The sequence below is a fragment of the Deltaproteobacteria bacterium genome (assembly GCA_023382265.1).
Taxonomy (GTDB): domain Bacteria; phylum JAMCPX01; class JAMCPX01; order JAMCPX01; family JAMCPX01; genus JAMCPX01.
On record JAMCPX010000011.1, the window covers coordinates 1 to 16,516 of the forward strand.

Annotated in this window: 15 protein-coding genes and 1 tRNA gene; all 16 read left to right on the top strand. The window is 37.6% G+C overall.

Annotated elements, in window-relative coordinates; translation table 11 throughout:
- The coding region (locus M1381_02270; GenBank protein MCL4477915.1) for an SRPBCC family protein at window positions 1-399 on the top strand (399 nt) is incomplete at its 5' end.
- Between the two features lie 255 nt (window positions 400-654).
- Complete coding sequence (locus M1381_02275) at window positions 655-1,611, top strand: acetyl-CoA carboxylase carboxyltransferase subunit alpha (GenBank protein MCL4477916.1); 957 nt, start codon at window positions 655-657, stop codon at window positions 1,609-1,611.
- A gap of 4 nt (window positions 1,612-1,615) precedes the next feature.
- Window positions 1,616-3,067: a pilus assembly protein PilM gene (gene pilM / locus M1381_02280; GenBank protein ID MCL4477917.1), complete on the top strand. Its 1,452-nt coding sequence runs from the start codon at window positions 1,616-1,618 to the stop codon at window positions 3,065-3,067.
- Window positions 3,064-3,618, top strand: a complete 555-nt coding sequence (locus M1381_02285) for a type II secretion system protein M (protein MCL4477918.1) — start codon at window positions 3,064-3,066, stop codon at window positions 3,616-3,618. The genes pilM and M1381_02285 overlap by 4 nt, the downstream gene beginning before the upstream one ends.
- Before the next feature lie 12 nt (window positions 3,619-3,630).
- A complete protein-coding gene (gspN, locus tag M1381_02290) occupies window positions 3,631-4,548 on the top strand; it encodes a type II secretion system protein GspN (GenBank protein MCL4477919.1) in 918 nt (305 codons plus the stop codon).
- A 155-nt stretch (window positions 4,549-4,703) separates the two neighbouring features.
- Window positions 4,704-7,136: a S8 family serine peptidase gene (locus M1381_02295; protein MCL4477920.1), complete on the top strand. Its 2,433-nt coding sequence runs from the start codon at window positions 4,704-4,706 to the stop codon at window positions 7,134-7,136.
- Between the two features lie 65 nt (window positions 7,137-7,201).
- Window positions 7,202-7,402: a 30S ribosomal protein S21 gene (gene rpsU, locus M1381_02300; protein ID MCL4477921.1), complete on the top strand. Its 201-nt coding sequence runs from the start codon at window positions 7,202-7,204 to the stop codon at window positions 7,400-7,402.
- Window positions 7,403-7,411: 9 nt separating this feature from the next.
- Window positions 7,412-9,163, top strand: a complete 1,752-nt coding sequence (gene dnaG, locus M1381_02305; GenBank protein MCL4477922.1) for a DNA primase — start codon at window positions 7,412-7,414, stop codon at window positions 9,161-9,163.
- The gene (gene rpoD / locus M1381_02310; GenBank protein MCL4477923.1) at window positions 9,160-11,040 is read left to right on the top strand and encodes an RNA polymerase sigma factor RpoD; all 1,881 of its coding nucleotides are present in this window, start codon (window positions 9,160-9,162) and stop codon (window positions 11,038-11,040) included. Before dnaG ends, rpoD begins: the two co-directional genes overlap by 4 nt.
- A tRNA-Ile gene (locus M1381_02315) sits at window positions 11,041-11,113 on the top strand. It begins immediately after the preceding gene.
- Between the two features lie 28 nt (window positions 11,114-11,141).
- Complete coding sequence (locus M1381_02320) at window positions 11,142-11,885, top strand: C4-type zinc ribbon domain-containing protein (protein MCL4477924.1); 744 nt, start codon at window positions 11,142-11,144, stop codon at window positions 11,883-11,885.
- Window positions 11,886-11,993: 108 nt separating this feature from the next.
- Complete coding sequence (locus tag M1381_02325; GenBank protein MCL4477925.1) at window positions 11,994-12,740, top strand: polyprenyl synthetase family protein; 747 nt, start codon at window positions 11,994-11,996, stop codon at window positions 12,738-12,740.
- On the top strand, window positions 12,737-14,617 hold the full coding sequence (dxs, locus tag M1381_02330) for a 1-deoxy-D-xylulose-5-phosphate synthase (GenBank protein MCL4477926.1): 1,881 nt from the start codon (window positions 12,737-12,739) through the stop codon (window positions 14,615-14,617). Before M1381_02325 ends, dxs begins: the two co-directional genes overlap by 4 nt.
- A 55-nt stretch (window positions 14,618-14,672) precedes the next feature.
- Window positions 14,673-15,428, top strand: a complete 756-nt coding sequence (locus M1381_02335; GenBank protein ID MCL4477927.1) for a YebC/PmpR family DNA-binding transcriptional regulator — start codon at window positions 14,673-14,675, stop codon at window positions 15,426-15,428.
- Window positions 15,425-15,928, top strand: coding sequence for a crossover junction endodeoxyribonuclease RuvC (gene ruvC / locus M1381_02340; protein MCL4477928.1), 504 nt, complete (start codon window positions 15,425-15,427; stop codon window positions 15,926-15,928). The genes M1381_02335 and ruvC overlap by 4 nt, the downstream gene beginning before the upstream one ends.
- Window positions 15,912-16,496, top strand: coding sequence for a Holliday junction branch migration protein RuvA (gene ruvA / locus M1381_02345; protein MCL4477929.1), 585 nt, complete (start codon window positions 15,912-15,914; stop codon window positions 16,494-16,496). Before ruvC ends, ruvA begins: the two co-directional genes overlap by 17 nt.
- Window positions 16,497-16,516: the final 20 nt, after the last annotated feature.

A 16,516-nucleotide genomic window follows, 5' to 3' on the forward strand; every position in this document is an offset into this window, starting at 1 on the left:
ACTACAGACGTAAAGATTTTACAGAAGAATGGCAATACATGGACTGTAAGTTACAAAATAGAATTTAAGTTTTCCATAATTTCAGAGCGTGCAGACTATACATTAAAACAGGTCCTTAACCCTCCTAATAGTGTTACATGGACACGTATAAGCGGAAATCTTAAGGACGTAACCGGTTCATGGCATCTGATCTCAATAGATAACGGAACAAGGACAATTGGTTTTTACAGGGTTTATACGGATGTTGGGTCAATAAGCTTCCTTTTAAAGTATCTGCTCAAAAAACAACCGACACTCGGGACAGCGATAGCTACTTCTTCTGTACTTGTTTATACAAAAGCTATACAAAAATGGGTAGATAGTGTAAATAAAGAGCAACATGCTACAATAAACCAATAACCGAAAGATGCATTCGGGAATAAGAAAGTTTGTGTAGTTAGTGAAAAAACTCGTTATACTGTGTCATATAAGGTGATTCTTCTAAAAAATGCAGCTGGGTTTTATACAAAATTCGATGCTGAATTGCGGAAAAGGATAAACGCATACTCCAAAAGGTGGGAGATAGGGGTTTGTCCTTGACAGGCTGACATTCCCATTGCATTTTCGGGCTAAGGAGTTGACGTACGTAAATCAGAGTGTTATTAATTATGGAATATGATCCATCAACCTCTTGATTTTGAGAAACCAATTCATGAGTTAGAGAAAAAGATAGAAGAATTCAAACAGTTGTCTTCAGCAGAAGGCATAGAGCTTTCTGACGAGATAGAGAAACTTGAAAAAAAGTTAAAGAAATTGCGTGAGGACATTTTTAACAATCTTGACGCATGGAAGATTGTTCAGCTGTCAAGACATCAGGAAAGGCCGTACACATGGGATTATATTTATCTGATATTCGATGAGTTTGTTGAGTTACACGGCGACAGGCTGTTCAGGGATGATACAGCTATGGTAACAGGCATAGGGACCATTGCTGGTATGAGGGTGGTTTTGATAGGTGAACAAAAGGGCAGGGGATCAAAAGAGCGGATGTATAGAAACTTTGGTATGCCGCATCCGGAAGGTTATAGAAAGGCAATTCGGATAATGAAGCTTGCAGAAAAATTTCAAATACCTATCATCACGATTATCGATACCCCAGGCGCTTATCCGGGTATAGGTGCGGAAGAAAGGGGACAGGCAGATGCCATATCTTCTTCTATATTAACAATGTCAGGGATCAGAGTTCCAACGGTTGGTTGTATTATAGGGGAAGGAAGTAGCGGCGGCGCACTCGCCATTGGACTTGTTGACAGATTGTTAATGCTTGAGTATGCTATATATTCTGTAATCTCTCCTGAAGGTTGTGCTGCAATACTCTGGAAAGATAAAGCAAGGACTTCGCAAGCTGCAGAAACATTAAAATTAACATCGGATGAGTTAAAAAAAGCAGGCATTATAGATGAGATACTTAAAGAGCCTCCTGGCGGGGCACATACTGATTATAAACAAATGGCACAGACAATCAAGGATGCATTGATTAAGCATACCAAGGAACTTAGCTCTATGCCTGTAAATGAACTTGTGGAAAATAGATATAAGAGATATAGGGCTGTAGGGGTATTTAAAGAATGAAGGTATGAGTAATATCTTAGGTATAGACATAGGTGCGTATTCTGTTAAGGCAGTTGGTTTAAAAACAACATTAAGGAATGTTGAACTTGTTATGGCTAAGGAGTTGATTCTGCCTCAGCCAAACAACTTAATGTCTGAAGAAAACATAAACAGTATTAAAGATTTCTTTAATATTGAAGGGCTTAAAACTTATGAAATCATTGTTGGCATACCATCTTACAATATTTCTACCCATATTGTTAATATCCCGTTTAAGGAAGATAAGTTAATAAAACAAGCCATAGGTCCTGAGCTTGAAAATGTAAGTCCATTCAGTCTTGAAGAATCGATAATGGATTATACGATTCTTAATAAGAATAGTGATGGGGCAAGTGCGATTACATTTTCAGCAAACAGCGGTTTACTTAAACAGTTTCTTGAAACATTATTCCATGCCGGTATCGATCCAAATGTGATTGATGTAAATCATTGTGCCTATTCAAACCTGACAACCTATATTAAAGTACAAGAACCTTTTGTTGTTATAGATGTTGGGCAGATGCACACATCTTTATCTTTTATAAATGAACTGGGTGTATTTGTTACAAGAGATATAAAAATTGGCGCATCCATGCTGGATATGTCTAATGACAATGAGCCGATAAATGATGCAAAGCTATTAAACCTTGTTAAAGCTATTGAGCATGCGGTAAATATGGCTGAAAAACATTTTAATATAACAGTTCAAACAGCCATATTTGCAGGGAGATTTGCAGACAAGGAACTTACGTTTGGAAAACATCTTGGTGTACCGGCGTATTCCTTACCATTAAACGATATCGCGAGCGCAATAATTGGAGAAAACATATCAATTGAATCTAAATATACGCTTGCCTTTGCTTATGCCGCCAGGAATATAATGAAGAAACCACGTAACATTATAAATTTAAGACAGCATACATTTCAATTTAAGCGGGCGATTGAGCAAATAAGGGGCAGAATGATTACCACTATCTCAATAGCTGCGGTTTTAATAGCCATATTAATTACCAGTATATCCTACAGCTATATAAGCCTGAAACACCAGAGAAATCTTTTATATAACAAACTAAACCGGATCTTTACCGATGCTTTCCCTGATCAATTATCAATGGGTGATCCAATTGGAGCAATGAAGAGTCTTGTTTCAAAAGAAGCTAAAAAAGCAGAAAATGCTACATCGGCTATTCCTATGATAGAATTATTAAGGGAGATCAGTAATGGTATACCCAAAAATGTCAAGGTTGATGTTCGGGATTTATCGGTGGATCCAGAACAAATAACATTAAGAGGAAAGGTTAACAGTATAGATGCGGTTGATAAGATTGTTGCCGGAATAAAGGGCTTCAGCACCATAAAAGATGTAGAGGTTGTGGATACGAGGAAATCCGCGGATCAAAATGGTTTTGATTTCCAATTAAAAATAATACTCAAATGAATATAAAAATATTTAAAAATCTGAATATACTTTCTGCTCTTAAAAAGTCATTTTCAAATCTCAATACAAGAGAGAAAGGACTTGCGATATTGGCGATTGTGGTATTTATCGTTGTTATGCTTGATGTGCTTTTGATAACGCCGTTATATAAAAATAGTGAGAGGATGAAAAAAGAAATAAAAGATTACAAATCGGAACTTGTGCAGATGGAACGGCTATACGATGAGCACTTAAGATATAAGGCTGTTCTGCGCGGGAATGAGGGATTACCGGCTGATTTTTCTATAATGACTTATCTTGAGGGTATTGCCAATACGGTTGGTGTTTCTTATGACTCCGTTCAACCAAGAACTTCCGCCGATAACAGCTATTCTTATATTGATATACGGCTGAAAAAAATAACCCTTTATCAGCTTACAAACCTTTTATACAGTATAGAAATAGGAGGCAAATATCCATTAAGAGTAAAAAAACTTGATATTAGAACATCCTATGAAAACAAATCGTTGCTGGATGTTGGTATGCAGATTGTTATATCGGGCAAAGTTTAATTAATTAAGCTCATGATCACTTCTTTTTTTAAATCAATATGGAATGGTATTATAGACCGCAAATGGATACTTTTAAAGTTTGCCGGATACAGCTTCTTTGTTATAATATTTTATATCCTGTTCTTATGGTTTCTTTTTCCTTACAATGAACTTGTAGCAAAGTTAACCAATAGCCTGGGTAACAGCACAACTATGGAAGTAAGTGTCAAAAATGCAAAAGGTGCATTCCCGATAGGATTAAAACTGGAGGATGTTACTTTAATAGTTACCAAAGGAAAGAAAGCAAATCATATATTTAATGCAAAACAGATTATTTTAAAACCCAGCATAATATCCATATTTAAGGGCTGGATCTCTTTAAATACAAATGCAAGTCTTTATAATGGGGATGTCAATATGGGGTTTGGACTTAAAAAGGATAAGTTTTATCTTAACGGTGTGATCAAAAACATATCTATCGGGGATTATTCTGTATTAAAAGATATGTATGGATTAAATATGAACGGTACGGTAAATGCGAAATTGGATATAACGGGTTCACTTAATAACATACAGGCTGATAATGGTAATGTCTTTTTAAGCATGAGAGATGTTAATCTTGAACCGTCAACTATAATGGGGATATTAACGATCCCGAAGATAAGTTTTGGTGAAATAAAAATACCGCTTTTCATAAAAAATGGAGAGGTACATATAGAGGACGCGTCTCAAACGAGTAATGATATAAACTCACAGCTTAATGGAAGCATAATACTTGGATATCCATTAGTTGACAGCATGCTTAATATACAGCTAAAATTTAATCCAACCCCCGGTACAGAAAAAAATATAAAGAATGCGGTGCCTATTTTTATGCTTAAAAGAGATGTAACCGGTTACTACAATGTATCTATTAAAGGGAATCTGAACATGCCGAGGTTTGAACAATGAGAAAAATAAACTATTGTTGTAACATTAACACTAATAGATGCTTCACTTCGTTCAGAATGACAACTTCTATTTTTGTCATTCTGAGTATAGCGAAGAATCTGTTTCATAACACTAGAAGGAAAAACGCCTTTCTACGTTTATTGAATATAGAAGTGATGATATTTGTTCTATCCATATTTTCAACAGCCACACCACTGTATGCATGGAGCAAGGTAGACCCATTCCTTATGGGCGTTTACAATGCAGTTAATAATGCCAATGCTAATCCTTCATTCTCCCTACTTTCAAGCTCTATGTTTGCAGGGAAGTCCATTACTATCTCAGCGTCAGGCCAGACAATGGTCAATGTATTGATAAGGGCATCAGTCCCCGGTGATGTAAAAAGATTTATAGAAAATAATGGCGGTATGACAGGTACATCTATTGATGGTATCATAACGGCAACAATACCTTTATCAATGGTTCCAGAGCTTGTATCAAGACATGATATTACAAAAATAAGCCTTTCAAAGCAATTGCATCTTTTGCTTGATAAGAGTGTGCCTGCTGTGTATGGCAACATCGTGCATGCCGGTACCGGACTGCCGCGACCGTATACAGGCAGGGATGTAATTGTAGGCATTGTTGATACAGGGCTTGATCTGACACACGCGGATCTGCACTACCCCGACGGCAGTACAAAAGTGATAGCATTATGGGATCAAACGTCTGTAAACCCGAAATATCCCGCACCGCAGGGATATTCGTACGGCAGTGAATATACAGGTTATGAAATTAATCAGGGTCTATGTAATGAGCAGGATACAGTTGGTCATGGAACACATGTTGCCGGCATTATAGCAAGCAGTAACCCAGTTTACACAGGCATGGCGCCTGATGCAATGCTCGTTATTGTAAAAACAGATTTAAATGAAGCGCATGTACTTGATGGGATTAATTATGTATTTTCCCTTGCATCGCAGTATCATGTACCCGCTGTTGTAAACTTGAGTCTTGGTGCACAGATCGGACCTCATGATGATTCAACCAGCTTTGAACAGGCTTTAGACTCACTTGTACAACAGGCGCCTGCCAGGGCTGTTGCTGTTGCAGCAGGCAACGACGGGGGTAACCCGGTGCACCTTGGATTTACAATGCCTGCGAGTGCATCGTACGCATCATATTTTTCGGTGGTAACAAACAGTGCAAATCCCGGCAGCTCAGTTATAGATCTATGGTATACTACTCCAAGCCCTGATCTTTCTTTCGCACTCGGTGTGATTGATCTATCTGGAAATATTCTTACGGAGACATCATTTGTTTTACCTAAACAATCATTGTCCGATACATTAATTAATATTAGCAATGGAAGCGATTATGGGTGCTCAAGTATAGATGCTACAAATACAGGCTCTGGTGGAACAAATGAGAACGAGGTTGTACTTAGTATTACAAATAATTGTAATACAGGAATAGACCTTACGCAATCCTTATACATTTATAGATATGCAATCTTTATTCAAAATAACGATACTAAAGCTCAGGCGTTCAATGGATGGCTTGCAACGGACAACAGTGCTTTTGATACACAAACAACCATACCTTCAATAGCAGGATATACTGTAACGCAGGGAGATACATCCGATACCGTCTCCTTTCCTGCAACGGCAAGGTATGCTATTGCCGTTGGTTCTTTTGTTACAAAACAATATTGGTTATCAAATCAAACAGCCGGAAGTTCATGCCCAACTGCACCATGCCGCTATGGATTTACTGATACCATGCCAATAGGTGATTTATCATTTTTTTCAAGTATAGGACCTACACCCGCTCCATCAGTTACGGGGCAGAAACCAAATCTTACAGCACCTGGTGAGGTTATAGTATCGGCACTGTCTACACAGGCATCATTTGATCCAAGTCTGATTACACCCGATGGATCGCATGTTGTATTAAGAGGAACGAGCATGGCTTCACCTCACGTTACCGGCGCAATAGCATTGCTGTTTGATAGAAATGATGCATTGGATATAACAGAAACAATGGCATTACTTGAAACAACCGCATCGCAGGATTCAACTACAGGTACGGTTCCAAATAACAACTGGGGGTTTGGTAAATTAAATGCACTTCAGCTTGTCGAATCAATTACACCGACTGCAGTAAATACAACGCCACCTGCGGTATCCAGCGTAACAGGGATAGCAACAGGTCCATCTTCTGCCCAGATAAGCTGGTCAACAGATGAACTCAGTACAAGCTATGTTAAATACTGGAATGCATCAAACCCCGGTTCAGCTATTTCTACAGGTACAACAACTATGACAGAATCCCATATTGTTAATTTTTCCAACCTTAGTGCAAATACCAATTATGCGTATCAGGTTATCTCAATTGATCCGGTTGGAAATATTGCTGTTTATCCATCACCAAACGCTGCACAAACTCTATCATTTACAACACCTTCTGCAGGAACTTCTTCTAATGGGTGCATGTGTGAACAGTCTAATGGTTTCAATCCTGGTGATGCATTACCCGTTATCATTTTAATGTCGGCTTGGCTTATACTTTTCATCAGCGTAAGAAAGAAAAATAAGTTTTATCATTGACTTGACGTGTTATAATTGTTAGAGTATACTTTAGTGTTCCGAAAAGAAAGGAGGGACGTTCCTTAATGACAAGTATTATATTAAAAGACGGCGAAAACTTTGAACAGGCTTACAGAAGGTTTAAAAAGCTTGTTGAAAAAGCAGGTATACAGGCAGAACTCAGAAAACGAGAATACTATGAGAAGCCGAGTGAAGAAAGAAAGAGGAAAGAACTTGCCTCTAAAAAACGCGTGTATAAGAAATTAAGAAGATTATCCACTATGTAATGTTGTATAATGAACCGTATTGCAGGGGATCAAATAGAAGAAATAAAAAGCCGTGTAAGCATAGTAGATGTAATAGGGCAGTATGTAAGTCTTAAAAAAAAGGGGGCACACTTTGTAGGGTTGTGCCCTTTTCATAATGAAAAAACCCCGTCATTTACAGTAAATGAAGAAAAAGGGGTTTTCCATTGCTTTGGTTGTGGTGCAGGGGGAGATGTCTTCACCTTTCTTATGAAGATTAAAGGTGCAGATTTTAATGAAGTTTTAATATACCTTGCGGGAATTTCGGGTGTTTCTCTCGTAAACATTAACAAGAATAAGGATGTACCGGGCTATTACGAAATAAATAAAATGTCTGCAGATTATTTTAGAGAATTGCTGTTGTCTGATTCTGAGGGTAAAAAGGCTTTAGAGTATCTTAAAACCGAGAGAAAACTTAGTATGCAGACAATAAACGATTATAATATCGGTTATGCATCAAAAAGCTGGGATGTACTTTTATCCTTTTTAAAGGCACGGAATGTGTCTTTAAATTCTGCTTTTGATATCGGACTTATAATAAAAAAGCAAAAAACGGATGGCTATTATGATAGGTTCAGAGGTAGAATAATGTTCCCTATAAACGATGTAAGGGGACACATAATAGCATTTAGCGGGAGGACTTTTTATAATGAAGAGCCCAAATACCTTAATTCTCCTGATTCTACTATTTACAAAAAAGGTATGACGCTGTATGGAATTGATGTTGCAAGGGCAGAGGCTTCAAAAAAGGGTTTTATTATATTTGTAGAAGGATTTTTAGATGCAATCGTTATGCACCAGTATGGATTTAAAAATACGGTTGCCACAGCAGGAACTGCTGTAAGCACGTTTCACATAAATACTGTATCAAAACTTGTAAGAGACGGTGTGTTTATCTTTGACGGTGATGAGGCGGGTGAAAAGGCAAGCATCAGAGCGCTTGACATAATTATTGATTCACCTATTGAAGGGAGGATAGTAAGGTTGCCAGAAGGTTATGATCCTGATACCTATTTACAGAAATATGGTAAAGACAGTATGGATAATCTTGTAAATAATGCCGGGTCGTTATTTGAATTTTATGTTAAAAAAAGGCTTGAACAATCGGGGAAAAATACGGCTAACAGACTAAAAGTTCTGGATGAAATCGTTTCAATAATACAGAAGATAAAAACCTATCCAATAAAGCAGGAGCTTTATATTAAAAAGCTTGAAGAATTATCGGGCATATTGGGTACAACTATAAAGAAGTCTTTTAAAAAAGATACTATAAATAACACAAGGAAAGGTCTTCCATCAGGACGGAGTAGTGATTATATTAAAGATGCCGAGCTTACGCTTCTGGCAATAGTGGTTGAACATCCTGGAATAGTACATAAACTGTTTAATGACGGTATAGTTAAGATGTTAACAGATCCCTATGTAGCCAGTTCAATAAGTCATATAAATACTTTATATGAAAACGGTGTAAGAGATATAAAGACTGAGTTCTTTCACAGTCAAAAAGAAGAAAAAGTAAACTCGGTGGTCTCGGTGGCAATGCTAAAAGAGCTAAAGGAGTCTGATATTGAAGAATTGCTTGAAAAATCTTTAAAAAAGATTATTAAAACATTTTACGTTGATGAGCAAAAACAGCTTTCCATAGAAATCGGTAAGGCTACTTTAAATGGCAATAGTGATATCTTAAATGAGTTATTAAAGAAAAAAAAGGAGTTGGCAGTTATTCAAAGGCAATTTTTATGAGTAGAACAAAAAAAATTCATTCTACAAAGAGATCAAGCAGCATCAATAAAAGCAATTCAGCTCAAAAATTAAAAAGTAAAAAACTTAGAAAAACCCGCATTACTTCTGCAGAAAAATCAAAAAGGGTTAATAAGAAAGATAAGCTGACTCACAAGATAAAAAACAGGGAACTTAACGATAGCGTTGAGAGGCTGATCAATCTTGGTAAAGAAAAGGGTTATTTGACCTTTGATGAGGTAAACAACCTGCTGCCTTCTGATATCGTATCGCCTGATCAGATAGATGAAGTAATGAACATGTTTGGTAAACTTGATATTGAAGTTGTAGATGCAAATCAATCTATCAAGGTTCAGGATTATCATCCGCATGAAGAAGAGAGCGAAGAAAATGTTCCTTATGAAAGGTTTAACGATCCCATAAAATTATACCTTAAAGAAATGGGGAGTATGCCTCTTTTAAATAGAGAGTGGGAAGTTGGTATTGCAAAAACCATAGAAGATGGGAGAAATAAGGTATTTAACGCGCTTCTTTCTTTGCCCATAACGATAAGAGAGATACAGGAGACAGGGGATCGGCTGATAGTAGAAACTATTAAAGTTAAAGATATAATAAGGGAGGTTGAAGAAGATTTTACGCCCGAAGAAGAGGCAGCAACGATCCAGAAAACCATTGCAATAATTAAAAAGATGCATGATTATGAAGATGAAAGAAATATCTGCAGGGATTCTATAAAAAGAGGCAGGGATGTTAATAACTCAAAAGAACAGCTTGAGAAACTCAATCAAAAAGTGGCATCACTGTTGGTAGAACTTGCACCGAATGAAAAATTTATCTCCCAGATTACGGCTAAACTTAGATTACTTGTGGATAGACTTGATGCGGCAGAGGCTGAACAGAGAAGATGTGAAAAGGAATCAAAAATACCTTTAATAACACTTATAGGCCTATTGCCGAAATTTAATAGGTCATCTGCATCGGAGGTATTGAAGTTAGCTTCTAAATATAAACTCGATTATGATAAATTCAAAGAAATAATGAGGCGAATCAAGAATTCTATTTCGCAGATAAAGATTATTGAAGCAGAGGCTCAGTCTAATAATAAAGACTTAAGAAATACACTCAGAGAAGTTCTGTTGGGTGAGGATGAGACAAAAAAGGCAAAAGAAAAATTAATCCTTGCAAATCTAAGGCTTGTTGTAAGTATAGCGAAAAAATATACAAACAGAGGACTTAACCTTGCGGATCTTATACAGGAAGGAAATATCGGGTTAATGAAGGCTGTAGATAAATTTGAATATCAGCGCGGATATAAATTCAGCACTTATGCCACATGGTGGATAAGACAGGCTATTACAAGGGCAATAGCGGATCAGGCGAGGACAATAAGAATACCCGTGCATATGATAGAAACGATCAATAAGCTCATAAGGACATCAAGATATCTTGTTCAGGATATAGGTAGGGAACCCACGCCTGAGGAGATTGCAGAAAAAATGGAACTTCCTGTTGACAAAGTAAGAAAGGTGTTAAAAATAGCTAAAGAGCCTATATCTCTTGAAACTCCTATAGGGGAAGAAGAGGATAGCCATTTAATAGATTTTATAGAAGATAAATCATTTGCGGGTCCGCATGAAGTTGTTATAAACGATAACCTGCAGGTATACACAAGGAGCATTCTCTCAGGACTTACTCCAAGAGAGGAAAAGGTTTTAAGACTGAGATTTGGTATTGGAGAAAAATCAGATCATACCCTAGAAGAAGTGGGTAAAGATTTTGAAGTTACAAGAGAAAGGATAAGGCAGATAGAGGCAAAAGCTTTAAGAAAGTTAAGGCATCCAAGCAGGAGTAAGGATTTAAGGACATTTGTAGAAGAATGAGGGCCCATAGCTCAGCTGGTAGAGCTACCGGCTCATAACCGGTTGGTCCCTGGTTCGAGTCCAGGTGGGCCCATTTTATAAAAGAAAGGAGGCAGCAAAATTTGGATATTGAGGTATTGAAGCAACTGCAGGAAATTGATCTCCAGCAAGACACGTTATTGCAAGAAAAAATTGAGTTGGAAGAGAGTTTAAGAAAGGATTTTGAGGAAAGCAAAGAGGTGCAAGAACTTATAGATGCGTTGGGTAAAAGTTTTGAACAACTTGAAAGTGAAAGGAAGTCAAAAGAATCAGAGGTTCAGCAAACAAATGAGATGATAAAAAGATGGGATATGAGGTTAAAAGATGCGTCAACAGGCAGAGAGTATCAAGCATTTATGAGAGAAATTAATAGTGCTAAGAAAGACATCAGTAATATGGAGAATACTATAATGAAGCTGATGGAAGAGATTGAACAGGTAAATAAAAATAAAGAGAAAGAGATTAAAAATCTTGAGATAATAAACAACAGGTTAAAACAGGTTAAAGAAAAAAGCGAAGGCAGGATTTCTTTTTTAACGCAAAAATTAAATGAACTTGAATCTCATCGTAATAGCATGTCAAAAGGTATAGAACAAAATCTGCTGAGTATGTATGAACAGATAAAAAAACAGAGAAAAATTGCGATAGTGAATGTCTCGAATGGTGTGTGCCAGGGTTGCTACATGAATATCCCTCCCCAGTTGTATAATGAGATCATGATGAATAACAGACTCATTAGATGTCCTCATTGTCAGAGGATTCTTTATTATAAGGCTGAGGAGAAGGTTCAGAAACAAAAAATAAAAAAGAGCAGAAAAGTAGTGTAAATCTTGAATCTCGATGAGTATTTTAAATATCATAGAAAAGGTATTGAAAGTACCTTAGATTTACTTCTCCCTTCAGGACAAATACCCCCCTCAACTATTCACAAAGCAATGAGATATGCTGTATTTAACGGGGGTAAGAGATTAAGACCATTGATAGCAATTGCATCCGCTGACTATCTAAATATAAGAATAGACAGAACGATTTACGCAATAGCTGGTATCATAGAGATCATACACACCTATTCACTAATACATGATGATCTGCCTGCGATGGATGATTCAAGCCTCAGGAGAGGAAAACCAACGGTTCATAAAATGTTTAATGAGCCCATAGCAATACTTGCAGGCGATGCTCTTCTTACTTATGCGTTTGAAGCACTCGGAAATATTGCAATTTTCAAAAAAAGCGGAGACATAAAAAACCTTTTGGTTGAATTGGCGCATCACATAGGTACAGCCGGGCTTGTCGGAGGGCAGGTTGTTGATATAGAAGCTAAAAACAAGAAAATCGGCATGGATGATATAGATTTTATTCATAGAAACAAAACCGCAGCACTTATAAGATTCTCAGCCATTGCACCTGCCGTATTTTTTAAGAGAAAGTCAAAAATTCATGAGCTTAGAGACTATGGTGAATCGCTCGGTATGGCTTTTCAGATAGGTGACGATATTGACGATCATGATAAATCAGAGAATAATGGTGAGCCATCTATAGTAAATGTTGTGGGACTTGATACTGCAAAGGATTTGTTTTATGAATATATAGATAAGGCAAAAAGCCTTGTAAAGCAAAAAGAGAATAACAAATATCTTATAGGTATATGCGATTGGGTAAAAGAGAGTTTTAACCTATGATATTGGAGAAAATAAATAATCCATCGGATCTCAAGAAACTCAAGCTTGATGAGCTTGTGTTGCTTGCTGATGAAATAAGGACAGAGATTATAGATACCGTTTCTGTTAATGGCGGTCATCTTTCAGCAAGTCTTGGAGCAGTAGAACTTGTAATAGCCCTTCACTATGTTTTTGATACGCCGAATGACAAGATTATATGGGATGTTGGGCATCAGGCTTATGCTCATAAACTAATCACAGGTAGAAGAGAGCAGTTTAAAACGCTTAGATTATTTAATGGGATAAGCGGTTTTCTTAAACGGGACGAAAGTGAATACGATGTGTTTGGTGCAGGACATTCAAGCACCTCCATATCGGCAGCTCTTGGTATAAAAGAAGCATTAAAGATAAAGAAAGACAAAGATTCAAAAGTTGTTGCCGTAATAGGTGATGGTTCATTGACAGCCGGCATCGCTTTTGAAGGGCTTGATCACAGCGGCCATTTAAGAAGTGATTTGATTGTTGTCGTTAATGATAATGGTATGAGCATCTCGCCGAATGTTGGAGCTATCTCCAATTTTCTAAGCAGGAAAATGACGAGTTCGAGGTTCGCTCATTTAAGAAAACGTATAAAAGATTTTATCCGTTCTCTTCCGGGAAGGTTCAGTGTTTCTCTTTATTCTGTCGCAAAGCGTACAGAAGCTTCATTCAAAAGCCTTGTAACTCCCGGTATACTTTTTGAAGGGCTTGGTTTCCAGTACATAGGACCCATAAAAGGCCATAACATTAAAGAACTTGTAGAAACATTCGAAAATGTCAAAAACTGGGATGGTGCCGTACTTGTTCATATAAAAACACAGAAAGGCAAAGGGTATGAGCCCGCGGAAAAGGATCCCGTTTTCTGGCATGGGGTTGGTTCTTTTGATAAATTAAGCGGCAGGGTTAACTCAAATGGCAACAAGATACCGTCGTACACAAAGGTATTTGGTGATTCTTTGATAAAACTTGCAGGACAGGATGATAAGATAGTCGCAATAACTGCTGCGATGCCTGATGGTACAGGACTTGAGCAGTTTAAAAATATATTTCCAGATAGATTTTATGATATTGGTATTGCAGAGCAGCATGGTATTACATTTGCTGCAGGTCTTGCGGTAGAGGGATTAAAGCCTGTTGCAGCTATTTATTCTACCTTTCTTCAAAGGGCTTTTGATCAGATTATCCATGATGTATGCCTGCAGAATCTTGGTGTTACAATGGCATTGGATAGAGCCGGTATTGTAGGTCAGGACGGCCCAACCCATCATGGTATTTTTGATCTTTCCTATCTAAGGCTTATACCTAACATGGTTATAATGGCGCCAAAGGATGAAGAAGAATTAAGACATATGCTTTATACATCTGTAAATCTTGGTAAGCCATGCGCAATAAGATACCCAAGAGGCAAGGGTATTGGAGTTCCCATTACCAATGGCTTTAGAACTATACCGGTAGGCAAGGGTGAAATTGTTGAAAAAGGGAATGATGTCGCAATCGTTGCAATCGGGGATATGGTTTATCCATCCCTCAGAGCGAGGGAAATACTCGTTTCACATGGAATAAGTGCCAGTGTTGTAAACGCAAGATTTGTAAAACCAATCGATGAGCAGCTTCTTACAGAGCTTGCACAGAAGTTTGAAGTTATCTTTACAGTTGAAAACAATACGGGTATAGGTGGATTTGGCAGTGCGGTAACAGAGTTTCTTGCAGCAAGAGCATTAAAGTATAATCGTATTTATACGATCAGTCTGCCGGATATCTTTGTTCCTCATGGAGATCAGAATAAACTGAAAGAACTTTATGATTTATACCCTGAAGGTATTGCAAAAAGAATCATTTTGTTTTTACAGAAAACATGAGCATTTGATCTTGGTAAGATAGCATTTAAGTATTAAAATAAAGGAGGTATTTATAATGTCAGGACATTCTAAATGGGCAACGATAAAGCACAAAAAAGGCAAAGAAGATGCAAGAAGAGGTAAAATCTTTACCAAACTTATAAGGGAGATTATTACTGCTTCAAGGATCGGGGGCGGGAATATAGATACAAATTCAAGACTTAGATCAGCAGTAACATTGGCAAAACAGGAAAATATGCCCAGGCAAAATATTGATAACGCTATCAAAAAGGGTACCGGGGAACTTGAGGGAGAGGTATATGAAGAAATCATGTATGAGGGTTATGGACCGGGTGGAGTTGCCATGTTAGTTCAGGTAATGACGGATAATAAGAACCGCTCAGCAGCGGAGATCAGGCATATCTTCTCACGGCATGGAGGTAATCTTGGAGAGGCAGGCTGCGTCAGCTGGATGTTCAAACAAAAAGGGCAGTTTCTTATACCTGATGATATAACAACAGAGGATAAATTGCTTGAGATGCTCATGGAGTTTGATATCGAGGATGTAAGCCACGATGAAGACGGGAAGATTTTTGAAGTGCTTGTTTTACCGTCTGCTTTTGATACAGTAAAAGATGTTCTTGATAAGGCAGGTATTAAATATAACTTTGCAGAAGTTTCACTTGTTCCGCAGACGTACATTACTTTAAAGGGGAGGGAGGCAGAACAGATGCTAAAGCTTATGGAAACGCTCGAGGATCATGACGATGTTCAAAAGGTTTATGCTAATTTTGATATCTCTGAAAAAGAGATGGAGGCCGTAAGTCAATGATAATACTGGGTATTGACCCAGGTTCCAATATCATGGGATGGGCTGTTATTGAGCAGATTAATAACGGTTATGGCTACACCTCATCAGGGGTAATTAATTTAAAGAATGTTGATTCCCTTCAACAAAGCCTGAAGTCCATTTATTGGGAGATTGGCAGGCTTATAGAACTGTATCATCCGGGAGCTGTAGCTATAGAAACGGCTTTCTTCTCAAAGAATCAGAGGAGTGCGTTTATTATCGTCCAATCTGCTACTGCTGCCATGCTCGCCTCACTTAATAAAAGTATCCCGTTATATGAGTACCAGCCAATGATGATAAAAAAGGCACTCACCGGATATGGGAATGCGACAAAGGATCAGGTTCAGTTTATGGTGAAGAGGCTCCTCGGTCTTAACGGGAGCTTTGTGCTTGATGCATCCGATGCAATGGCCGTTGCTATATGCCACATAAATTCTATTCAACTAAAAAACAGATTTATACCCAATGTTATTTCACATTAAAGGCATATTGTCAGAGAAAAGAATCGATTCAATCGTGGTAGATGTAAACGGAATAGGTTTTGAATTGTTTGTAACCGCTACTACGTACAAAGACATGCCAGATGAAGGCGGGCAAGTTACGGTTCATATTTATACCCAGGTAAGGGATGATGATATATTTTTATATGGATTCTCAACGTTAAGGGAAAAAGAGCTTTTCAAACTCTTAATCTCCGTATCAGGCATAGGTCCCAAAATAGCAAGGAATATTTTGTCAGGTATTCAAGCAGAGGAGCTTATAAATGCTATCGTATCAAAGGATATAGCAAGGCTGTCCTCAGTCCCGGGGCTTGGGAAAAAGGGTGCAGAGAAGATCGTTGTAGAGATAAGAGAAAAGATCGGCAATCTTCAACATACAGCTCAAACTTTAGATACACAAACTATGTTTTCCGATGCGGTATCAGCACTTGTTAATTTAGGTTACAAGTACCAGCAGGCACAAATAGCGGTACAGTCGGTTTTAAAGGAACATCTAAACAGCAAGATCGAGGGAATAATAAAACTGTCATTAAAAGAACTCAGTAAATGAAACTGTAAAGATAACATTAA